The organism is Bifidobacterium sp. LH_417 (assembly GCF_056357035.1).
The window spans coordinates 359,342-380,427 of record NZ_JBKEVI010000001.1; the positions used below are offsets into that span (position 1 = coordinate 359,342).

Sequence of the window (21,086 nt, forward strand, 5' to 3'; positions counted from 1 at the left end):
GTGCGAAGGAGGTGGGGCGGATGACCGGCGAGACCGTGAACGGCATGGAATACGCCGGATATCCGCCATACCCGGCGTACCCGCCATACCCCGCCATGGCCGCATCCGGCCCCATGCCGATGAATCAGGGCGTTCCGGGTACTACGAGTGCCGTCGACCCCGGAGCCGCCGCAGGGAACGGAGCGTCTGCGGACGCCATGTCCCGGCAGATGCCGGTGCAGCCTCAGATGCCGATGAGCCTGCCTCCCCTCATGCTCGGCACGTACACGCCGAAGATCGATGCGAAGGGGCGCATGGCCCTGCCGGCCAAGATGCGTGCGCAGCTCGGTACCGGCATCGTCATGGCGCGCGGCCAGGAACGCTGCGTGTACCTGCTGCCGGCCATGGAGTTCCGCCGCATCGCCATGCAGATTCAACGCACCTCGATGGGCGACAAGGCGGCGCGCGACTACCTGCGCGTCTTCTTGTCCGGAGCCGTCGACCAGGACCCCGACAAGCAGGGGCGCGTGCTGGTGCCGCAGATGCTGCGCGACTATGCGAACCTCGGCAGCGACATCGTCGTGATCGGCGTGGGGACCCGCGCGGAGATCTGGAACCGTGAGGCGTGGGAGACCTATCTCGCCGACAAGGAACAGGGGTACGCCGACATCGCCGACGACGTCCTGCCGGAGGTGGGGCTGTGAACGACGATGAGACGACCGACGAACGAACCAATGGAACGGAGACCGGAACGACGGTGAACCACGAACAACCCAAGGAGCAGGATATGAGCGGCGCAAGTGGCGAGACGAGGGATCCGGCGGCGATTCACCAGCCGGTCCTGCTCGACGATTGCGTGCGTCTGGTCACCTCGGGGCTCGACGGCGTGGACCGGCCCGTGGTCGTGGATTGCACGCTCGGTCTCGCCGGGCATGCCACCGCCTTCCTCAAGGCGGCGCCACACGCCCGTCTCGTCGGCATCGACCGTGACGCCGAGGCGCTCGGTCTCGCCTCCGAACGCATGGAACGGGAGGGGCTTGCGGATCGTTTCATCCCCGTGCATGCCGCCTTCGACCAGTTCACCGAGGCGTTGGATGCGCACGGCATCGGCCGCGTCGACGCCGCCTTCATGGATCTGGGACTGTCGAGCCTGCAGATCGACGAGACCGATCGCGGATTCTCGTACTCCCATGACGCGCCGCTCGATATGCGCATGGATGTGAGCCAGCCGCTCACCGCCGCGCGCGTGCTCGCCGAATACGACGAACGCGAGCTGACGCGCATCTTCCGCACCTACGGCGAAGAGAAGTTCTCCAAGCCCATCGCCCGCGAGATCGTCCGTCGCCGTGATGACGGCGTCACGCTGACCACTTCCGCCGAACTCAACGCGCTCGTCGACGAGGTGATTCCCAAGGCCCACCGCCCCGCAGGCAATCCCGCCAAACGTGTCTTCCAGGCGCTGCGCATCGAGGTGAACGGCGAACTCGACAAGCTCGCGCGCACCCTGCCGCAGATCGCGTTGCGTCTCGCCCCGCATGGCCGAATCGTCGTGGAGTCCTACCATTCGCTGGAGGACAAGACCGTCAAATCGTTCATGGCGCAGGGTCTCAAGGCCGATGTGCCACCCGACATGCCGGTTGTTCCGCCGGACGCACGCCCGTTCTTCAGAGAACTGACGCGCGGTGCGCTCAAGGCAGACGCCGCGGAGATCGCGGCGAACCCGCGCTCCGCTTCCGTCAGGCTGCGCGCCGTCGAACTGTCCAGGCCGCTGCCTGCACGCGCCGTCGAACGTTTCAAGAGGGACACGGTCCCGGATACGACCGTGCACGGTGGCAGAGATATGAACGCGCGCCGCAGGCGCGGGGGAAGGAACTGACATGGCGACGACATCGGCACGTACCGCACGATCCACCGCATCCCGTCGTCCCGAACCCGCGTCCAGGCCCGCGTCCCGCCCCGAACTGCGCGTCGTGGACGGAGGCGGCGACACCCGCACGGGGCTCGCCGCCGGTCTCGGACGCTTCATGACCTGGGTCAGGACCCGTTCCGCGCCCACCGTGCATATCGTCATCGCAGTGGCGTTCCTCGCGTCCACGCTGATCGGGGCGCTCATGCTACGCACGCAAATGGTGTCCAACGCGTTCGAGACGTCCCAGTTGGAGACGTCGATCAGCCGTCTCACCCAGGACGTGCAGGACGATCAGGCGAAACTCGACCAGCTGGAGGCGTCGCTGCCGCAGAAGGCCAGCGACATGGGCATGGTCCCGCAGTCCGGATCCGTGACCATCGATCTCAACGGCTATCAAGAGCCGAAGGAAGGCGGACGGTGATGACGAGACGCTTCAAGGCGTTCACGCGCGCCCACGGGCTTGACGGCTTCATGGTCAAGAGTCTCACAGTGGGGGTCGTGTTCGCGGTAATCGCCGCCGTGTGCCTCGGACGTCTCGCCTGGGTGCAGCTGCTTGAAGGACGGGCCACTGCGCAGGCGGCCACCAACGCGCGCACCTCCAAGGTCGTCATCAGCGCCAACCGTGGCAAGATCCTCGACGTGAACGGCACCGTGCTCGCCCAGAGCGTCGAACGCTACAACATCATCGGCGTGCCTGATTCGGCCACCTCGTTCACGCCGGTCTCGTGTGGGTCCAAGCAGGCGGAGTCCCTCGGCTACTGCCATGAGATCGACGGCAAGCCGGTCGGTGCGACCGGCGCCGCCGCCGTCGCCCGTCTGCTCGCCCCGATCCTCAAGATGGACGCCATGGAGCTCGGTGCCATGCTCAACGGCACCGGCCAGTACGTCGTCATCAAGAAGGACGTCACACCGCAGATCAAACGCCAGATCGACAAGCTTGGCCTGTACGGCATCATATACGGCGAGCTCAGCAGCGAACGTGTCTACGCGGAGAACACGCTGATCGGCTCCCTGCTCGGCGGCATGAACGACGACGGGCACGGCGCAGCCGGACTGGAGCAGACGTTCGACAAGACGCTGAGCGGCACCGACGGCTACACCGTCTACCAGCGGGGCAACGGCGGCGAGGTCATCCCCGGCACCGTCACCGAGTCGAAGGACGCTGTCGACGGCAAGGACGTGAGCCTGACCATCGACTCCGACGTCGACTGGTATGTGAAGAAGGTGTTGACGGAAGGCGTCCAATCCAGCCACGCGCAGTGGGGCATCGCCGTCGTCATGGACACGCAGACCGGCGGCATCGTCGCCTTGGAGGACTCCGACCAGATCAAGGCCGGTTCCGACGAGGCGAAGCTCTCCGTCTCGCGCGCCGTCAGCCAGACCTTCGAGCCCGGTTCGATCGGCAAGGTCCCGGCGCTCGCCGCGATCCTGCAGAACGGGGCGCACAAGATCACCGACAAGTTCACCGTGCCGTACGAGTACACGAAGAGCAACGGCCAGAAGTTCCATGACGCGGTCGAGCACTCCACCAAGCATTGGACGCTCGCGGGCATTCTGCAGAACTCGTCGAACGTGGGCATGGTCATGGCCTCCGAGAATGTGAGCTCGCAACAGCGCTACGACATGCTCACCAAGTTCGGCATCGGCCAGCCCACCGGCTTGAACCTGCCCGGCGAATCGCAGGGCGTGCTCGGCACCCCCGAATCATGGGACGGCCGCACGAAGGACACGGTTCTGTTCGGTCAGGGCTACACCGTCAACGCGCTGCAGCTGACCCGCGCCGTGTCGGTCATCGCGAACGGCGGCGTCATGCGTCAGCCGTCGATCGTCAAGTCCGTGACCGATGCGAACGGTCATGTGACCGAGCAGGCGCAGGGCGAGGCGACGCGCGTGATCGACGAGAGCGTGTCGAACGAGATCAAGAACGCGATGGAGTCGGTCGCCGAGGAGTACAAGAACACGGCGAGTGTCAACGGATACCGTGTGGCCGCGAAGACCGGTACCGCCGAGGTCGTCGGATCCACCGGGCAGCTCACCTCGATCATCGCGGATTTCTCCGGCATCATCCCCGCCGACAATCCGCGCTACGTGGTGACCGTGGTCATGCTCGACCCGGACGGCATGTATGGTGGTACCACATCCGGCAAGCTGTTCGCGCAGATCGGTGAATTCCTCATGCAGAAGTACGAGGTGCCCACCTCGTCGCCGCGAACGGATGCTATTCCGGTTGAGTGGTAGGACACGGGCGAAAGGGAAAATATGAGCGCAGTGAGCGAGTCCATCATGCAGCGCATGACGCTCGGGCATCTCGTCGAGCATTACGGCTGGGAACTGGTGCCGTCGTTCGCGACGTCCGTGACCGTCACCTCGCTCGCCGACGACATCGACTCGGTGGCGCCCGGCGCACTGCTGTGGTCCGAACACGACCTGGGCGTGGACGACCTGCGTCGTGCGCGCCGCAAGGGCGCCTACGCGGCCATTGTGCCCGAAAGCACGCGGGCGCATCTGCCCGAAGAACCCGACATGCCGATTCTCTACGCATCGCCCACCGACGAGGAGCTGGGCGCGCTGGCGGCGCAGATGGCCGGCAACCCGTCCAACACGCTGGCCGTGTTCGCCGTGAGCGGCGGCACGCCCGCCGAAAGCGTGGCGGTGGTCGACAAACTCGCGCAGTTCCTGCACATGCTCGGCAATCCCGTGGGCGTGATCAGCGTCGCAGGCTCGTATTCGCTGGAACGCCGACTCGATCTCGACTATCCGCTCGGCGTGCTCGATCTGCAGCGCACGCTCGCCGTATGCGCCGAGGACGGCGCGGCGGCCGTGGTCATCGCATTGGACGATCTGACCGTCGCCACGCACGCGCTCGCATCGGTGAGCGTCGACGTGTTCGGTTCCGCGACGCCCGCGCCGACGAACGCCGACCGCGCGGTCATCGAACGCATGCAGGACGAATACGGGTTCCGCGCCGACGAACAGATGCGCGTGACCAGCCGCACTGAGGAGTCGGACACGTTGGCGAAGCTCGCCACAGCCGCCCAGACCGATGAGGAGCGGCGGCACCTGTCCCTCGCCATCGCGATGGTGCTCGCCGCGGGTGTGCGCCGCAACAACATCAGGAACGCGCTGCGGGTGGCCGGCGACCTCACATGAGCCCGAGCCGGCCGGCCCCGGACATCGGGGGCGGCATGAACGGACATGACAACACGACAGACGAGACGAGGAGCAGGGTTGTGACGGACAACACGATGATGCCGATGACGATCGAACAGGTCGCGGAGGCGACGGGGGGACGCATCGTCCCACCCGCCGACGGACAGGTGCCGGAAGGCGCGGTCACACGCCATACGGTCAGCGATTCCAGGCAGGTCGGCCCCGGCGGCGTATTCGTCGCCATCAAGGGCGAGCGCGTCGACGGCCATGACTACGTGCCCCGCGTCGGAGCCCAAGGCGCGGTCGCGGCGATCGTCGACCACGAGACCGCCGGCGTCGACATCACTCAGATCGTCGTCGGAGATACCGTCGCGGCGCTCGGAGCGCTCGCGAAGCGCAACATCGAACTGCGCCGCGCCACCGGCGAACCGTTCACGCTCATCGGACTGACCGGCTCGGTCGGCAAGACCACCACCAAGGACCTCCTCAAGACGCTGCTCTCGACGATGGGCGAGACCGTCGCCCCGGTCGGTTCGTTCAACAACGACATCGGCCTGCCGCTCACCGCGCTCACGGTGGGGGAGACCACCCGCTACTTCGTCGCCGAAATGGGCGCCAACCACGTCGGCGAGATCGCCGGCCTCACCCGCATCGCCCCGCCGGACATCGCCATCGTGCTCAAGGTCGGTGTCGCGCATCTGGGCGAGTTCGGCTCCGTCGAGCGCATCGCGCAGGCCAAATCCGAGATCGTGCGCGGCCTGCTGCCCGGCGGCACGGCCGTCCTCAACGCCGACGACGCACACGTCGCCGCCATGGCGGGCATCGCCCCCGGCGACGTCCTGTGGTTCGGCGTCGACCCGGCCAACGCCGGCAAGGACACGCTCACCGCACGTGACATGACCTGCGACGAGACCGACCACGCGTCGTTCACGCTCGCCGCCGCCGACGGCGCGAACACGCACGTGACGATGGGCATTCCCGGCGCGCACAACGTGATGAACGCGCTCGCCGCCGCCACCGTCGCCTCGCGTCTCGGCATGGATCTCGACGCCATCGCGCGCACGCTCGGCGAACAGAAGCGCATCAGCCCGCACCGCATGGCCGTCTCCACGGTGCGTGAGGACGATACGGAGTTCACGCTCATCGACGATTCGTTCAACGCGAACCCCGATTCGATGAAGGCCGGCATCGACGGACTCGCCCGTTGGGGCGCCGGACGCGAAGCCGCCCCCTACCGCGTCGCCGTGCTCGGCGCGATGCTCGAACTCGGCGGCGACGAGCAGGGATTGCACCGCGGCATCGGTGCCTACGCCGCCCAAGCGGGACTCGACCGGGTCATCGCCGTCGGTTCCCCGACCGATCCGGAGTTCGACGCGCTCGCCGCATCGATCGCGCAGGGTGCGCGTGAGGCTGGCATGGACGCCGAAGCCGTGACGCAGGTGCATGACACCGACATGGCCGACGCGCTCGTCACAGCCGCCGCACGAGAGCATGACGGCACCGTCGTGCTGCTCAAGGGATCGCACGCCTCGGGGCTGAGCGCGCTCGCCGCGCGTTGGACCCCGGACGCGTGACGGGGCCGGCCGCCGCCAACCGGGAACATGCCGGGGCCGATGCCCCGCAGAGAGAACAGACAGAACAAAGGAACAGCAAGTGATCGCGCTCATCATTGGAATCCTCGTGTCGTTGGTCGTCACGATCGTCGGCACGCCGATGCTCATCCGTCTCGTGCACAAGCTGCACTACGGTCAGTACATCCGCCAGGACGGCCCGCAGTCTCATCTGGTCAAGCGCGGCACGCCGACGCTCGGCGGCGTCGTCATCAACCTCGCCATCCTGCTCGGCTGGGCCGCCTCCGCGCTCTACCGCTACCTGCACAACGGCGACGCGCCCTCCTGGTCCGCGGTGCTCGTGCTGTTCGCCATGCTCTCCATGGGCCTGCTCGGCTTCATCGACGACTTCGCCAAGGTGCGCAAGAAGCAGAACGAGGGCCTGACCGTGCGCGGCAAGTTCATCGGCCAGTTCATCTTCGCCACCATCTACGCGGTGCTCGCGCTCCTCATCCCCACCAAGAACGGGTTCCCGAGCGCGCAGGCCGGCATGAGCTTCATCGAGAAGCCGTTCCTGAGCTTCGACTTCGCCGGCCGCGCCGTCGCCATCGTCATCTTCGTGATCTGGGTGAACTTCCTCATGGCCGCGTGGACGAACGCGGTGAACCTCACCGACGGCCTCGACGGCCTCGCCGCCGGCTCCTCGATGATCGCGTTCACCGGCTACGGCGTCATCGCGTTCTGGGAGAGCTACCACTTGAAGGGTGCCGGCCACTACGGCTTCGCCTACGGCGTCTCCGACCCGCTCGACCTCACGATCATCGCCGTGTGCGCGGCCGTCGCCTGCATCGGGTTCCTGTGGTACAACACGAACCCGGCCGAGATCTTCATGGGCGACACCGGCTCGCTCGCGCTCGGCGGCCTGTTCGCCGCGCTCTCCATCGCCACGCACACCGAGTTCCTCGCCGTCATCATCGGCGGTCTGTACGTCATCGAGGCGATGAGCGACGTCATCCAGGTCGGCTACTTCAAGGCCACGCACAAGCGCGTGTTCAAGATGGCGCCCATCCACCACCACTTCGAGCTGTGCGGATGGCAGGAGTCGAAGGTCGTCGTGCGCTTCTGGATGATCGAGCTCATGTTCGTGCTCATCGGCCTCGTCGTTTTCTACGGCGACTGGGTGACCCGTTCCGGCCTACTGTTCGGCTGATCCGGGCGCATCCCGGCGTATCCGGAAGGTTTCCCGGACCAGGCCTTCCCGCGTAACATTCGATTGGAATAATGCCGCTGGAACCGAGGCCGCCCGTCGCGGCGCCGCGGACATCATGCGGACATCCTAAGGGGGATCAAGTCATGGACATCACAGGAAAGACCGTCGTCATCGCCGGACTCGGCGTGTCGGGCACGTCGCTGGCCGAGGTGCTGCGGGAGCGCGGCGCGCACGTGATCGGCGTCGACGAGCGCAAGCCGGAGGCGGACCTCCACTCGTTCGACGCGATCGACTGGGATACGGTCGACTACGTCATGTCGTCGCCCGTGTTCAACCCGCGCACGCCGTTCGTGCTCGAGGCGCAGCGCCGTGGCATCCCGGTGATGAGCGAGGTCGAGTTCGCGTGGCGCCTGCGCGTCGACTCCGCGCACACCGGCCGTCCCGCCGGCTGGATCGGCATCACCGGCACCAACGGCAAGACCTCCACCACCGAGATGACCTCCGCGATGCTCACCGCCTGCGGTCTCGACGCGCCGTGCGCCGGCAACATCGCCTCCGGCAACATGGCGATGTCGCTGTCGCGCTGCGCCACCAATCCCGCGCACGACGTGCTGTGCGTCGAACTGAGCTCGTTCCAGCTGCACTTCACCGATTCGCTCGCGCTCGACTGCGCCGCCATCACCAACATCGCCGACGACCATCTCGACTGGCACGGCGGCCGCGAGAACTACGCCGCCGACAAGGCGAAGGTGTTCCACGGCGTCAAACGCGCGCTCGTCTACAACGCGGACGACGCGCTCGTCACCGCCAAGGCCGAGGCCGCCGAACCCGCGGAGGGGTGCCTCAAGGTCGGGTTCACGCTCCACGAGCCCGAGGCCGGCCAGATCGGCGTCGCCGACGGCTGGATCGTCGACAGGAGCGGCGTCGCCGGCGGCGAGCCCGGCGAGACGACGCGCATCGCGCCCATCGCCGAATTCACGCATCTGACCGAACCCGACGGCACCATCTACCCGCATCTGCTCGCCGACGCGCTCACCGCGCTCGCGCTCGTGCTCGGCTACGGCGCCGACAAGGCGAAGGCGCTGGAGGCGCTGAAGGCGTTCCATCCGGGCGGCCACCGCATCGAGACCGTCGCCGCCACCGCCGCCGACGCGCAGGGCCGCACGATCCGCTTCGTCGACGATTCGAAGGCGACGAACGCGCACGCCGCCAACGCCTCGCTCACCAGCTTCGCCGACGGCTCCGTCGTGTGGATCGCCGGCGGTCTCGCCAAGGGCAGCCGGTTCGAGCATCTCGTCGCCGACCGCAAGGCCACGATCAAGGCGGCCGTCATCATCGGCAAGGACCAGCGTCCCATGCTCGACGCGTTCGCCGCCTCCGCGCCCGACACGCCGCTCACCGTCATCGACCCCGAGCCGAACGGCACGGTGATGGATCGCGCGGTCGAAGCCGCCGGCGCCTACGCCGAGCCCGGCGACGTGGTGCTCATGGCGCCCGCCTGCGCGTCGATGGACCAGTTCGTCTCCTACGCCGACCGCGGCAACCGCTTCGCCGACGCCGCCCGCCGCTGGGTGAAGGCGCATGGCGAAGACTGACCGCGACAACCCCGGCATCCGCAGCCTGTTCAACCCGCTGTGGTGCTATCACGGCTTCCGCATGTCCGTGCTGGGACTGAGCGTCTTCGGCGTGATCATGGTGTTCTCGTCGTCCGCCGTCTCCTCGGCGTCGGAGGGCAAATCGCCGTTCACCGATTCGCTCGGCCAGGTCGTCGTGTGCGTCTGCGGCCTGGTGGCCGGCGTGATCGTCAGCATGCTCCCGGTGGAGTTGTACAGGAAGTCCGCGCTCGCCGTCATGGTCGGGGCGCTGGGTCTCCAGGCGCTCACCCTCACGCCGCTCGGCGTCGGCCAGTACGGCAACAACGGCTGGATCGCCGTCCCCGGCACGTCGGCCACCTTCCAGCCGGCGGAGGTCACCAAGCTCGCGTTGTGCGTGTGGATGCCGTCCGCGCTCATCGCCGCGCGCCGCATCCTCGGCGACCACGCCCGTCGTGCCACGTGGAAGGAGGTGGTCTCCGCCTATCGTGGCGTCATCATCGTGTACGGCGCCGCTCTGCTGCTCGTCATCGGAGGCAAGGATCTCGGCACCGCGATGATCGTCATGCTCATCGGCTTCGTCTCCATGCTCGTCTCCGGCTTCCCGGGCGGCAAGCTCGCCGTGATCGCCGGCGTCGGCATCGCCGTCGTGGTCGCATTGGTCGCGTCCAGCCCCAACCGTCGCGAACGCGTGCTCGCCGCATACTCGCAGTGCACGGCCGCGGACGCGCAGGAGATCTGCTACCAGTCGATGCACGCCCGCTACGCGATCGCCTCCGGCGGGTTCCTCGGCGTCGGACTCGGCAACTCGCGCGAGAAATGGAACTACCTTCCCGCCGCGCACAACGACTTCATCTTCGCGATCATCGGCGAGGAGACCGGATTCGTCGGCTGCGCGATGGTGATCCTCATCTTCGTGATTCTCGGCTGGTGTCTCCTGTTCAGCGCCATGCAGGCGAAGGACCGCTACAGCGCGATCGCGCTCATGTGCGTCGCCACATGGTTCGTCGGGCAGGCGCTCGTCAACATCGGCGTCGTCGTCGGCATCTTCCCCGTGTTCGGCGTGCCGCTGCCGTTCGTCTCGTCCGGCGGCTCGTCGATGCTCGCCTGCCTGATAGCCTCCGGATTCGCCGCCGGGCTGATGCGCCAGCAGCCGCAGATCAAAGCGGACACGTCCCGCCTGTAGCCGCCGCCCGCGGCCTCGCCGCGCGATCGGCGCCGGTCGCGCGGGCCGTTTCTCGCGCGTCGCCGTCGGGCGGACCACGCGCATGACTATGCTCGTTACCCATGAAGCATATCGTCCTCGCCGGCGGCGGCACCGCCGGACACGTCAACCCGCTGCTCTCCGTCGCCGACGCGATCCGGGGAATCGAACCGGACGCGAAGGTGACGGTCGTCGGCACGGCCGTCGGGCTTGAGAAGGATCTCGTGCCCGCCGCCGGATTCGAACTCGACACGATTGAGAAGGTGCCGTTCCCACGCCGCCCCAACCTCTACATGCTGCGGTTCCCCGCCAAATGGAAGGCGGAGACGCGCAAGGTGCGAGGCATCCTCGAAGCGCGCGAAGCCGACGTGGTCGCCGGATTCGGCGGATACGCCTCCGCGCCCGTCTACGCGACCGCGCACCGCATGGGCCTGCCCATCGTCATCCACGAGCAGAACGCGCGCGCCGGCATGGCCAACAAGCTGGGCGCCCGCTGGGCGGACTTCATCGGCACCGTGTACGACGGCAGCGGGCTGAAACCCGGCAAGGGCGGAAGCATCGAACGCGTCGGCCTGCCGCTCAGGCCCGCCATCGCCTCGCTCGTGCGCGAACTGGAGAAGGACCGCGCCGGGGCCCGACGCCGCGCGGCCGCCGAACTCGGCGTCGACCCGGATTGTCCGCTCGTGCTCGTCACCGGCGGCTCGCTCGGCGCGGTCAACCTCAACCGCGCGGTCGCCGCCGCCGCGGGCGACATCCTCGCGCACGCGCAGGTCGTGCATCTCACCGGCCGCGGCAAGGCGGACGAGGTGCGCGACCTCGTCGGCGTCAACGCGGGCGAGAACCATCTCGCGGGCCTGCGCTTCAACGACGGCGACGCGGCCGGCGACGGCGACTATCACGTCGCCGAATACCTGGAACGCATCGACCTCGCGTTCGCGTGCGCCGACCTCGTGATCTGCCGTTCCGGCGCGGGCACCGTCGCCGAGCTCACCGCGCTCGGCCTGCCCGCCGTCTACGTGCCGCTGCCCATCGGCAACGGCGAACAGCGGTTCAACGCGCAGCCGGTCGTCGACGCGGAAGGCGGCGTCATGGTCGCCGACGCCGACATGACCCCCGTATGGGTGCGCGAACACGTGCCCGCGTTGCTCGCCGACCCGGAACGCCTCGCCGCGATGGGCGCGAAGGCTTGGGAGTACGGCATCCGCGACGCGGCCGACACGATGGCGCGCCGCATCCTCGCCCTCGCCGGCACCGGACGCGAATAGGTCCGGCTAGGTCCGGCTAGGTTTCGGCTAGATCCGGCCGCAAGTAGTCCGGCCGCCGGTCGCTTGAGTAGACCGGCACGGCATATCCGACCATAATGGAACAGGCCCGTCCCCGCGCGATCGCGGCCGGGCCGGAGATTTTTCCCACAAGGAGCACGTTTCGTGAGCGCAGACAGCACATCGTCCATCATCCTCGACCCCGCACGCGCGGCCTTCTCTCCGGAGGAGACCACCGACGCGTTGGGGGCCACGCACTTCATCGGCATCGGCGGCGCCGGCATGTCCGTCCTCGCGGAGATGCTCCACGAGCGCGGCGTGAAGGTCACCGGCTCCGACCGCGAACGCAGCGCCAAGACCGATCGCCTCACGTCGCTCGGCATCGCCGTCGCGTTCGGCCAGAAGGCCGAGAACGTGGCCGACGCCGACACCATCGTCTATTCGAGCGCCATCAAGCCCGACAATCCGGAGATCGTCGCCGCGCACGGCTCCGACAAGCGCATCGTCCACCGCAGCGACATCCTCGCCCTCCTCATGCACGGCAAGCGCGCCGTCACCGTGGCCGGCGCCCACGGCAAGACCACCACCAGCTCGATGCTCGCGCACATCCTCGAACACTGCGGCGAGGAGCCGAGCTACGCGATCGGCGGCTCCATCCAAGGCCCCGACGGCACCACCATCGACGGCGGCCACGTCGGCGCGGGTGCGGCGCTCGTCGCCGAAGCCGACGAATCCGACGGCAGCTTCGAGAAATACCGTCCCGAAATCGCGATCATCACCAACTGCGAGGCCGACCATCTCGACCATTACGGCGACGAGGCGCACTACCGCGCCGCGTTCGTCGAACACGCGGGGCACGCGACCGGCCACGTCGTCATCTGCGCCGACGACGCCGACGCGCTCGCCGTGTTGCGCGCCCTCGCCCCGACCGTCGCCGCGCGCGCCATCGCCTACGGCACCGCCGACCCGGCCGAGGCCGGCGACCTCAACGGCGCCGCCTACGTGCACATCGAATCGGAGAACGAGACCGCCGGGACCGGCACCGAACACTTCACGCTGCATCTGCCTGAAGCGGTGACCGGCGGCGAGCCGATCGACCAGCCGGTCACGCTCGCCGTGCCCGGACTGCACAACGCGCGCAACGCGGCGGCCGCGCTCTCCGCCGCCGTGCTGCTCGGCGTCGCGCCGACCGACGCGGCCGACGCGATCGCGTCGTTCCGCGGCGCCGCACGACGCTTCCAGGTCCGTGGCGTCGTCAAGCAGGTCACCGTCGTCGACGACTACGCGCATCACCCCACCGAGATCGCCGCGCTGCTCGACGCCGCGCGCCGCCGCTACCCGCAGTCGACGATCCGCGTGCTGTTCCAGCCGCACCTGTTCAGCCGCACGAAGTTCTTCGCGCGCGAGTTCGCCGAGGCGCTCGCCAAGGCCGACGACGTGATCGTCACCGGCGTGTTCCCGGCGCGCGAGAAGCAGGAGGACTTCCCGGGCGTGGGACCGCTCACCATCGTGCGCGAATCGCAGGGCATGACCGGCGTCGAATTCCGCGCCGTCGACGACATGAACCTCGCCGCCCGCATGATGGCCATGCGGGCGCATCACGGCGACGTCGTGTTCACCGTGGGCGCCGGCGACATCACCGAGATGGACGAGGTGATCCTGCACGCGCTCGAAGCCCACCGCGAAAGCTGCGAGTGATGGCGGGACGCGTCGTCAGATCGGACGGTGGTGACGGGGCTGACTCCGGGGCGGGCAGGGCCGGTAGGTCCGCCAGATCCGCCAGGTCCGATGGAGCAGGCCGGGCCGTTTCCGGTAGCGGGCGAACCGCTGCATCCGGAGGTGCCGGAAGGTCCGGTCGAACGTCACGCACCACCGGCACGGGAATCGAGAAGGCGGGCGGTGCGGCGTCGTCACGTCGCCGGTCGGTCGGCGTGCGTGACGCCGACTCCGCGGGACGAGGCGGGGGAGAGGCTGTCCGACGGCCGCGCCGCACGGTAGGCGAAGCCGGCTCCCGGGAACCGGTCTCCCGTTCCGAACCGGGCCAGTTCGTCGACGCGCGCCGTCTCGCCAGCGAGGATCTCGTCGCCCGGACATTGCAGGAGAACTCCGGTACGCTCGGTCTCGCCACGCGCCCCAAGGTCGTGGACTTCAAGGCGCGTGCCAAGGAGCGCAAACGCGTCGGCGCGCGCATCATCGCGTTGCGCGTGGGCATCGCGGTTCTCGTGACCGCTCTGATCGTCGGACTGGGATGGCTGCTGTTCCTCTCCCCGGTGCTGAGGCTCGAAGCCTCGCAGGTGACCGTCTCCGGTGCTAACGAGTGGGTGAGTGAACGTCAGGTGCGGCAGATCGTGGACAGGCAGACCGGCAAGTCGCTGCTGCTCGTCGATACGAACGCGATGACCGATGAGATGACCGCCATCGCCGGCGTGAGCCGTGCGGAGGCGGTGAAGAAATTCCCGCACGGGCTCGCCGTGACCATCAAGGCGCAACGGCCCGCCGCCATGCTTCGGGCGAAGGGTTCGGACGCGTTGACCGCGGTGGATTCGAAGGCACGGGTTCTGAACTCGGTGTCCGCGGATGCCTCCGTGGAGGGAGTGCCGGTGATCGACGTCGGCGATGTGAGCGCCGGATTGAAGAGCCGTGCCGTCAAGGAGACGCTCGCCATCCTGGATTCGCTTCCCGAATCGCTGCGCAAGCAGATCACCAAGGTGACCGCGAAGACGCAGGATTCGGTGACCACCGAACTCAACGGCGGCGAACACGTGGTCGTATGGGGCAACTCGTCGGACCTCAAGCTCAAGAAGGCCGTGGTCGACAAGATTCTGTCCGACCCGAACGTGATCGGCGACAAGACACAGATCGACGTGTCCGCGCCGCTCAGGCCGGTGCTGCGCTGAGCGGCGCTGCGCTGACAGCATAAGGCCCGGGCCGGTGTTTTGCGGTTTCGTCGATGCCGGTGTATTCTGAAAAATCCGGCCGCAAGACCGGAGTTTGATAATTCAAGAATGGGGTCGATCGGTTTCGACGGTGACCTGTTCGTCGCAGGGAAGCGTGCCGAGAACGCCGGGTCCGCTCGTGGATGCCCCCGGCAAAAGAATAAGTGCTAAATCTAACCGCACTGAGTTCGCTCTCGCTGCCTGAGCTTCGCGCCAGGATTAACCAGTGAGCAGCCGCTCCGTTCACTCCTCCTCGTCCTTGGGAGGATGCTGAGCGTCGTTTAGAGGACTTGCCGATGTGATTGAGTCTCAGGGTCACATCGGGACTTTGACTGCGAATATGCCCGCCAACGGTTGTCCGCGACATAGTTGGGAGCAGAAAAACCGCCGCATGGCCAGCGGACTACGCACGTAGAAGACTGAGGGTACGGTCACCGGACCGGGGTTCAATTCCCCGCGACTCCACGGTTCCGCAAGCGCGGAAAACAGCCGCTTTCCCTTACGAGAGTAGGGGAGAGCGGCTTTTTCATATTTCTTAATATTTCACGATTTTTCGTGATTTTTCAAAAAAATGTGCCCAGAGTGTGCCCAAAAAAACAGATGGAGTGAAGGTTGTGCGGGTAGAAGTGTCTCTTGTCGGAAACGGGTGAGACGACCGGCAGACGATGGTCTTCCGGCAAGAATGACGAAACCGCCCCGGCTCCCCGCGCATGGTGCTGCGGGGGAGTCGGGGCGGTTTCGGGTCACTTGCCTGCGAGTCGCATGGGGTTGTAGGTGACGCCGAAGGCGGCGGCGATGATGCCGGCCGCGCTGGAGATGTAGGCGCCGATCTGCGGGTCGCCGAACGCGCTCACGCCGAGGCCGACGAGCCCGGCGGCGAGGGTGAGCACGTAGATGGCGGTCCTGACTGTGTCGTTGAACACGGGCGTGTAGGTGGTGGGTGGAGCCTCGACGTGCTCGCTTTGGTCGATGGAACTCGTGTCGGTCGTGTAGGTGGTGGGGTTGTCGACGGCCGTGGTGATGGTGTCGGCCGTGTCGGTGGTGTGTGCGGCGTGGTCTGCCATGATGGTGTCCTTTCGGGTGGGTGGTTGGTTCAGAAGCGGCCGGTGTTGAGCCGGGTTTGGAGGGCGCGTACGGTGGCGGGGCCGAAGCTCGCGTCCTGTGCGACGCCGAGGCGCGCCTGGATGGCGCGGATGGTGGCCGGGCCGAGGAGCCCGTCGCGGGTGATGCCGAGCGCGCGCTGGACGGCGACGACGAGCTGCGAGCCATAGCCGCCGTAGGAGACGGCCGACGTGTCGAGCGCGGGACGCGCGTAGGTGTGCCCGTCGGGCACGACTTGGCCGCTGATGACTCCGTCGACGGGCGTGCCCATGACGGCCTGCCATTTGCGCACGGTCGCCGGCCCGCACGAGCCGTCCACCGCGAGCGGGCCCGTCGCAACGGTCGAAGCGTTGCCGTAGCGCAAATAACAGTTCCATGGGTAGCTGTAATAGGCCCTGATGTTGGTCTCGCGGCCGGTCTGGTCGCCCGAAGCGCCTCCCGACGCGCGGCCGCGCTCGTCAATCGATGCCTGCGCGAGCATGCCGCCGCCCAAGTAGATGGCGACGTGGTGGACGTCGTTGAGGAGGATGTCGCCGGGCTGGGGGTTGCCGTCGGCGGGCAGGCGACGCCAGCCGCGCGCGGTGAGATTGCTCGACAGGTTGCCCGTGTAGGTCGCGGCACCCGTGTCGAAGCCCGCCTCCCTGAGGGCATGGATGACGAGGCTTGAGCAGTCGCATTCGCCGCCGGGACGGATGTCCCAACGGTTCGACTGGTCGTAGCCGAGGCTGACCGTCGAACACCAGTAGCGCATGCGGTTCACAAGCGTGTTCAGATTGCCCATGCTCACGCCTCCTTCTTGCCGGCGGTGTCGGCTTCGGCAAGGGCTTGTTCGGATTCGAGCTCGCTCATAGGTTGAATGTCGGGCGGCAGGCTGTCGCCCTGTGGCTGGGTGATTGGCTCATCGGCCATGGTGTCCTCCTTGATGGCGGGGTGGATAGGATGGAGCCCCCTCGGCCATGCGGCTTCGGGGCTTGGAATAACGGCCGCTCCAATGACGGGGCGGCGCGGGATGCGGGCGGGCGTGGCCGGCGGCGAGCTCGTCGAGCCGTTCGATCCACGCGACGAGCAGGACGAGCAGCAGGACCGCGAGCGCGGGAATGAGCATGGCGACGGCGACTCTCACAGGCTCATCGCCCCCAACGCGAACGTGAGCCCCACGAGGGCGGAGACGAGCAGGACGCCGATGCCGGCGAGCGCGACGAGCAGGTCGGTGATGGGTGGTCTCATTCGGGGTCTTCCTTGGCGTGGGCTTCGATCATTTCGTCGCGGTAGTGTTTGCCGACGCCGTTGCCTCCGAGTGCGGCGTAGGCGTCATAGGCGGCGTCGACGCGGGTTTTGACGGGGGTGGGTACGGGTTTGCCGTTTTCGACGGTCTGGGCGTGAAGTCGTGCGATTTTGTCGAAGAGGAGCGCTTTGAGGGCGTCGTCGACGATCAGGCCGTGTGTGTCGCGTTTGCGGTTTTCTTCGTCGAGGTGGTCGAGGCGGCGGGTGAGGGTCTGCTGGTAGGCGGTGGGCTTGTGGTCGAGCCTGTCGCACACCCATTTCATGAGCACGCCGATCGCGCCGGAGCACGCGCCGACGAGGGCGACGAGGACGGCGATGAAGCCTTCGGACATGGGGCATCCTTTCGTGGGAATCCCACACGTTTCGCGCCGGCGGATGGGCCGTCGGCCGTGTGGGATTTATGGAGGTTGCAAGATGTTGTTGGAGGAGTTTTGGGCGGCTCGGTTCGAGCCGTATTGCCGCGGTGCGCTGCGTGAGAGCACGATGGTCGGGTACGAGTCGGCGTGGCGGCGGCACATCCGCCCCGTGTTCGGCGGCAGGGAGCTGTCGGAGGTGACGGTGGAGGCCGTGGACGCGTGGCTCGCGGGTTTCGAGCGGCCGGGTGCGGCGCGCAAGGCGTGGGCGGTATTGCGTGCGATGCTCCGCCGCGCGATCCGCTGGGGACTGCTCGACGTGGACATCACGCGCCGCGACATCCGCCTGCCGCAGAAACGCCGCTACGAGCCGCGACTGCTGACCGTCAGACAGACGCGTGAACTCCTGCGCGGCTTCTACGGGCATCCGTTGGAGGCGTGGCTGATCTGCGCCACGGCGTGCGGGCTCCGCACCGAAGAAGGCTACGGGCTCGAATGGGCCGATATCGACCTGCGTCGCGGCGTCCTCCACGTGGAGCGCGGACTGCAATGGGTCAACGGGCGCGAGGCCGTCGTCGAGCCGAAAACCGAATTGAGCCGGCGCACGCTCCCCCTGCCCCGCTTCGCGGTCAAACGCCTCCGCGAGCTCAAACCCCGCGACGGGGACCGTCTCATCGGCGAGCGGACGCCCCCGCAGGTCGCGCGGGCATACGCGTCATGGTGCAAACGTCACGGGCTGCCGCACGTGCCCGCCCGCAACCTGCGCCACTCATGGGCCACCAACGCTTTGCACGCGGGAGCGGATATAGCCGTGGTCAGCCGTATGCTCGGACACAGCGATATCAAGACCACCGCTGCCTACTACCTCAAACCCGACATCACCGCCCTGAGAGACGCGCAACGCCTCTACGAGCGAGCCTTGATCAGCTGAGGGTTTCGCTAACCCCGACGTCCGTGACGCGGCTCGTGCAGGTCGTGCGTGACAACGTCACGTATTTCGCGGACTGTCAGAAGCTGGGCGGCTTGGTTACGGTGTGGGTGGATTGGAGGTCGAACAGCACCGAATCGTGGGCGCAGGGCGACATCGCCACCCTGCCCGACGGGTACCGTCCCGCACGCGACACGTACCAGACGGTGTCCGCGTCGAGCAGCGGCCGTCCCGTCGCCGTGAGGATCAACAAGGACGGGAAGATCACGTGGCGCAACCAGGGCGGCTCGCAGGAGCCGCAGCCATTCGCCTGCGTCCTCTGCTTCCCGGCCATCTGAGGGTTTCGCTAACCCACGTCGATACGGCGCAGCTCAAGATGCCGTACAGCGACCGGACGATCGCCCTGACCCGCGTGGGGCGCATGGTCGTCGCGAGCGCGTACATCACGCTCAACAGCAGTTTTTCAAACGTCAGCAACCAGTCCGTCACCGAGACGATCCCCGCAGGCTTCCGGCCGATGCCCGACATTGGAGGACTGCTGCACGGCAGCGACAACACCGGTGCCATCAGCTTCTACCTGTGGGGCAACAAGGACGGCAGCATGCGCCTGAACGGCACCGGGAATGCCGGCCGATTCGTCGGCATCTCCGGATGCTGGATCACCGCGTAGTTTTCGCTAACCCAGACGTCGCGCTGGTTCGAGTTCGGGTTCAAGATGCAGTCCGAGGTTTCCTTCACGCCCTTCCAGTATGGCGGCGCGAACCGGCTGTTCTACAATCCCGCCCAACGCCTGATACGAGTGGACTTGACTCCGTTCAAGGCGACGGTGAAGGTAGGACGATACCAATGCTATCTGCCGAATAGCGGAAAGATACAGCCGTCCAGGGCACTGGGATTGGGCCAGGCGATTCTGGACAACGGGAGCATCGGCCGGGAAATCACACTCAACACCGATGGCACCGTAAGCATCGGCCCCGAGATGAACCCCGGCGACCTGATCCGGCCGATGCCCAACCTCATCCCCATCCCGACCGGCGTCACCATCACCTTGACCGACGCGACCGAGATCTAGGCGAATGTGACCCCGTCGGGGATGGGCAGCGTCTTCGGCGTGTGGATGCACCTGTCGCCGTTGGTCATGTTGCCGATGACGGCGATCTTCCCGTCCGTCTGCCAGATGGCCTGCTTGCCCCACGTGCCGGACGGCAGCGACCACAGGCAGCCGAGCCGGATGTCCGCCGACGGGCGGACACCGGATGCGGGAAAGAACACCGGGAAGGTGTCGGACAGGGTGACCGTGCTCTGGAATCCCGACAGGTCCACATGGAGCAGACGGTTCGCCCTGTCCACGAGAATCTGCATGGCTCCGCCGTACCCGTCCGGTATGAAACTGCCCGAATCCTGCCACTTGAACTTCGCGGTCAGTAGCGGCTGGGTTAGCGAAAGCTACGCACATCGGACGGCGATACCTGAGATGAAAGCCTCCGCTCCAGACGGCCAACCGTTGCCTGTGTCGCCGCCCACGATTTTCACATCACGGCTGTCGGCTGTGAATTGGAGTTGGAGCTGCTGCATCCACAAATTCGTGCCGATATTGACACGGCATGTGTCCTTCGCAGCGATGGGAAGCCGGAACATCACGTCACCGGCCGATGGATTCAGCGCGTAATTCGACTTGAACCGCCCAGTCAGGATGAGGACATCGGCGATGCGAAGCCATCTTGCGGAGTTAAGTGTCAACCAGCCTCCGCTCGGCGTCAGATCGCCGGATTGGGTTAGCGAAAACTACGCGCGAGTTTGCCGGAGTCAATGATGGTCTAATTCCGTCTCCATACGGCGATCCATCTGCCGAAGATAGCGGTCTTACCACACCACTTCTGGTAGCGCGTCGAGTAGAGCCGGAAGCGGACGCCAGTGGCGGTCATGCCCCACACATGGGCGATGATGCCGTCCTCGTCATAGAATCCGGTGCCGAAAGGTCCGACCGTGTACGCGGCGTAATCCGGCGGCTCGCCGTTCGGAGAGTCGACCCCCACCCAGAACGTGCCGTCGTCCCCGGTCGTGACCGTATGCCCGGCACACTGAATGTACGGCGCATACTTCGCAGGGGTTAGCGAATCCCACACGTCGCTTAGCGGCATGAGGACGCTGACGAGGGTATCTATGCCGGTGATGGTGATGCCGTCGAGGTTGACGCGGCACAGGGGCAGGTCGGAGACGATGGCTCCGTCCGCGATGACGCCGGTCTCGTAGGTGGGATCCGTGGGGGTGCCGGTGCTGACGGGCGTGCCTTTCAGCGCCGTGAGAGTGACGGTCTCCACGCCGGTGGTCTTGTCCATCGAGTAGCGGGCGACGATGAGGTCGCGGCGTTTCTGGCCTTGGGAGCCGGATTGGATGTTCACGTCGGTGGGCGCGTCGATGAAGATGTGCCGCCCCTGCAGGAGCAGATCCCATTCGGGGATGGTGATGTTGTTCGCGTCCTTCGCGGTCGGCTTGTCGAGGTATCCGCGGGTTTTGAGCAGGCAACTGCCGGCGCCGAATACGCCCATGTGGAGGAGCGCGTCCTGCTGGCTGGTGACGTGGGGCTGGTCGCCGCCCCACGAGCCGGTGACGAGTATGGCGCCCATG

23 protein-coding genes and 1 other RNA gene are annotated in these 21,086 nt (G+C 66.9%); 17 read left to right on the plus strand and 7 right to left on the minus strand.

Annotated elements, in window-relative coordinates:
- Positions 1 to 197: 197 nt before the first annotated feature.
- The 13 genes from mraZ (at position 198) to ssrA (ending at position 15,260) form a co-directional block, all read left to right on the plus strand.
- On the plus strand, positions 198 to 683 hold the full coding sequence (mraZ, locus tag AC1AYR_RS01345; RefSeq protein WP_476511186.1) for a division/cell wall cluster transcriptional repressor MraZ: 486 nt from the start codon (positions 198 to 200) through the stop codon (positions 681 to 683).
- 83 nt (positions 684 to 766) lie between these two features.
- Entirely contained in the window at positions 767 to 1,855 is a 1,089-nt protein-coding gene (gene rsmH, locus AC1AYR_RS01350) for a 16S rRNA (cytosine(1402)-N(4))-methyltransferase RsmH (protein ID WP_476510986.1), read from the plus strand.
- A 1-nt stretch (position 1,856) separates the two neighbouring features.
- On the plus strand, positions 1,857 to 2,309 hold the full coding sequence (gene ftsL / locus AC1AYR_RS01355) for a cell division protein FtsL (RefSeq protein ID WP_476510985.1): 453 nt from the start codon (positions 1,857 to 1,859) through the stop codon (positions 2,307 to 2,309).
- Entirely contained in the window at positions 2,309 to 4,126 is a 1,818-nt protein-coding gene (locus tag AC1AYR_RS01360; RefSeq protein WP_476510984.1) for a peptidoglycan D,D-transpeptidase FtsI family protein, read from the plus strand. Before ftsL ends, AC1AYR_RS01360 begins: the two co-directional genes overlap by 1 nt.
- Positions 4,127 to 4,147: 21 nt before the next feature.
- The gene (locus AC1AYR_RS01365; protein WP_476510983.1) at positions 4,148 to 5,038 is read left to right on the plus strand and encodes a UDP-N-acetylmuramyl peptide synthase; all 891 of its coding nucleotides are present in this window, start codon (positions 4,148 to 4,150) and stop codon (positions 5,036 to 5,038) included.
- A gap of 95 nt (positions 5,039 to 5,133) precedes the next feature.
- Positions 5,134 to 6,612: a UDP-N-acetylmuramoyl-tripeptide--D-alanyl-D-alanine ligase gene (locus tag AC1AYR_RS01370; protein ID WP_476511185.1), complete on the plus strand. Its 1,479-nt coding sequence runs from the start codon at positions 5,134 to 5,136 to the stop codon at positions 6,610 to 6,612.
- A 79-nt stretch (positions 6,613 to 6,691) separates the two neighbouring features.
- On the plus strand, positions 6,692 to 7,798 hold the full coding sequence (mraY, locus tag AC1AYR_RS01375) for a phospho-N-acetylmuramoyl-pentapeptide-transferase (protein WP_476510982.1): 1,107 nt from the start codon (positions 6,692 to 6,694) through the stop codon (positions 7,796 to 7,798).
- Between the two features lie 143 nt (positions 7,799 to 7,941).
- Positions 7,942 to 9,393 carry a UDP-N-acetylmuramoyl-L-alanine--D-glutamate ligase gene (murD, locus tag AC1AYR_RS01380; RefSeq protein WP_034527691.1) on the plus strand — a complete coding sequence of 484 codons (1,452 nt, stop codon included), beginning with the start codon at positions 7,942 to 7,944 and terminating at the stop codon, positions 9,391 to 9,393.
- On the plus strand, positions 9,380 to 10,576 hold the full coding sequence (locus tag AC1AYR_RS01385; RefSeq protein ID WP_084686111.1) for a peptidoglycan glycosyltransferase FtsW: 1,197 nt from the start codon (positions 9,380 to 9,382) through the stop codon (positions 10,574 to 10,576). The genes murD and AC1AYR_RS01385 overlap by 14 nt, the downstream gene beginning before the upstream one ends.
- 101 nt (positions 10,577 to 10,677) lie before the next feature.
- Positions 10,678 to 11,859 carry a UDP-N-acetylglucosamine--N-acetylmuramyl-(pentapeptide) pyrophosphoryl-undecaprenol N-acetylglucosamine transferase gene (locus AC1AYR_RS01390; protein ID WP_034527689.1) on the plus strand — a complete coding sequence of 394 codons (1,182 nt, stop codon included), beginning with the start codon at positions 10,678 to 10,680 and terminating at the stop codon, positions 11,857 to 11,859.
- 162 nt (positions 11,860 to 12,021) lie between these two features.
- Positions 12,022 to 13,554: a UDP-N-acetylmuramate--L-alanine ligase gene (gene murC / locus AC1AYR_RS01395; RefSeq protein ID WP_034527687.1), complete on the plus strand. Its 1,533-nt coding sequence runs from the start codon at positions 12,022 to 12,024 to the stop codon at positions 13,552 to 13,554.
- Between the two features lie 233 nt (positions 13,555 to 13,787).
- Complete coding sequence (locus AC1AYR_RS01400) at positions 13,788 to 14,753, plus strand: cell division protein FtsQ/DivIB (RefSeq protein ID WP_476510981.1); 966 nt, start codon at positions 13,788 to 13,790, stop codon at positions 14,751 to 14,753.
- Between the two features lie 110 nt (positions 14,754 to 14,863).
- Positions 14,864 to 15,260: a transfer-messenger RNA gene (ssrA, locus tag AC1AYR_RS01405) on the plus strand.
- A 275-nt stretch (positions 15,261 to 15,535) separates the two neighbouring features.
- Here the strand turns inward: ssrA and AC1AYR_RS01410 are convergent.
- The 5 genes from AC1AYR_RS01410 to AC1AYR_RS01430 all read right to left on the minus strand — a co-directional run bounded on the left by AC1AYR_RS01410 (position 15,536) and on the right by AC1AYR_RS01430 (position 17,509).
- Positions 15,536 to 15,856 carry a hypothetical protein gene (locus tag AC1AYR_RS01410; protein WP_476510980.1) on the minus strand — a complete coding sequence of 107 codons (321 nt, stop codon included), beginning with the start codon at positions 15,854 to 15,856 and terminating at the stop codon, positions 15,536 to 15,538.
- Positions 15,857 to 15,885: 29 nt separating this feature from the next.
- Positions 15,886 to 16,674 (minus strand): endolysin-like domain-containing protein, encoded by a 789-nt coding sequence (locus tag AC1AYR_RS01415; protein ID WP_476510979.1) that lies wholly within the window; start codon positions 16,672 to 16,674, stop codon positions 15,886 to 15,888.
- Between the two features lie 2 nt (positions 16,675 to 16,676).
- Positions 16,677 to 16,802, minus strand: coding sequence for a hypothetical protein (locus AC1AYR_RS01420; protein ID WP_476510978.1), 126 nt, complete (start codon positions 16,800 to 16,802; stop codon positions 16,677 to 16,679).
- Complete coding sequence (locus tag AC1AYR_RS01425) at positions 16,792 to 17,016, minus strand: hypothetical protein (RefSeq protein ID WP_476510977.1); 225 nt, start codon at positions 17,014 to 17,016, stop codon at positions 16,792 to 16,794. The genes AC1AYR_RS01420 and AC1AYR_RS01425 overlap by 11 nt, the downstream gene beginning before the upstream one ends.
- A gap of 100 nt (positions 17,017 to 17,116) precedes the next feature.
- Positions 17,117 to 17,509, minus strand: coding sequence for a hypothetical protein (locus tag AC1AYR_RS01430; RefSeq protein WP_476510976.1), 393 nt, complete (start codon positions 17,507 to 17,509; stop codon positions 17,117 to 17,119).
- A gap of 82 nt (positions 17,510 to 17,591) precedes the next feature.
- Between AC1AYR_RS01430 and AC1AYR_RS01435 the strand changes: the two genes are divergently transcribed.
- Genes AC1AYR_RS01435 through AC1AYR_RS01450 form a run of 4 tightly spaced genes read left to right on the plus strand, consistent with a single transcriptional unit; the run spans position 17,592 to position 19,530 of the window.
- The gene (locus tag AC1AYR_RS01435; protein ID WP_476510975.1) at positions 17,592 to 18,461 is read left to right on the plus strand and encodes a tyrosine-type recombinase/integrase; all 870 of its coding nucleotides are present in this window, start codon (positions 17,592 to 17,594) and stop codon (positions 18,459 to 18,461) included.
- A 23-nt stretch (positions 18,462 to 18,484) separates the two neighbouring features.
- Positions 18,485 to 18,796, plus strand: a complete 312-nt coding sequence (locus tag AC1AYR_RS01440; RefSeq protein WP_476510974.1) for a hypothetical protein — start codon at positions 18,485 to 18,487, stop codon at positions 18,794 to 18,796.
- Positions 18,797 to 18,834: 38 nt separating this feature from the next.
- On the plus strand, positions 18,835 to 19,128 hold the full coding sequence (locus AC1AYR_RS01445) for a hypothetical protein (RefSeq protein ID WP_476510972.1): 294 nt from the start codon (positions 18,835 to 18,837) through the stop codon (positions 19,126 to 19,128).
- A 45-nt stretch (positions 19,129 to 19,173) separates the two neighbouring features.
- Positions 19,174 to 19,530: a hypothetical protein gene (locus tag AC1AYR_RS01450; protein ID WP_476510971.1), complete on the plus strand. Its 357-nt coding sequence runs from the start codon at positions 19,174 to 19,176 to the stop codon at positions 19,528 to 19,530.
- Here AC1AYR_RS01450 and AC1AYR_RS01455 read toward each other — a convergent pair.
- On the minus strand, positions 19,527 to 19,820 hold the full coding sequence (locus AC1AYR_RS01455; protein WP_476555116.1) for a hypothetical protein: 294 nt from the start codon (positions 19,818 to 19,820) through the stop codon (positions 19,527 to 19,529). The two genes, AC1AYR_RS01450 and AC1AYR_RS01455, sit on opposite strands and share 4 nt — an antisense overlap.
- Positions 19,821 to 20,275: 455 nt before the next feature.
- The gene (locus tag AC1AYR_RS01460) at positions 20,276 to 21,085 is read right to left on the minus strand and encodes a hypothetical protein (protein ID WP_476555118.1); all 810 of its coding nucleotides are present in this window, start codon (positions 21,083 to 21,085) and stop codon (positions 20,276 to 20,278) included.
- Position 21,086 lies beyond the last annotated feature (1 nt).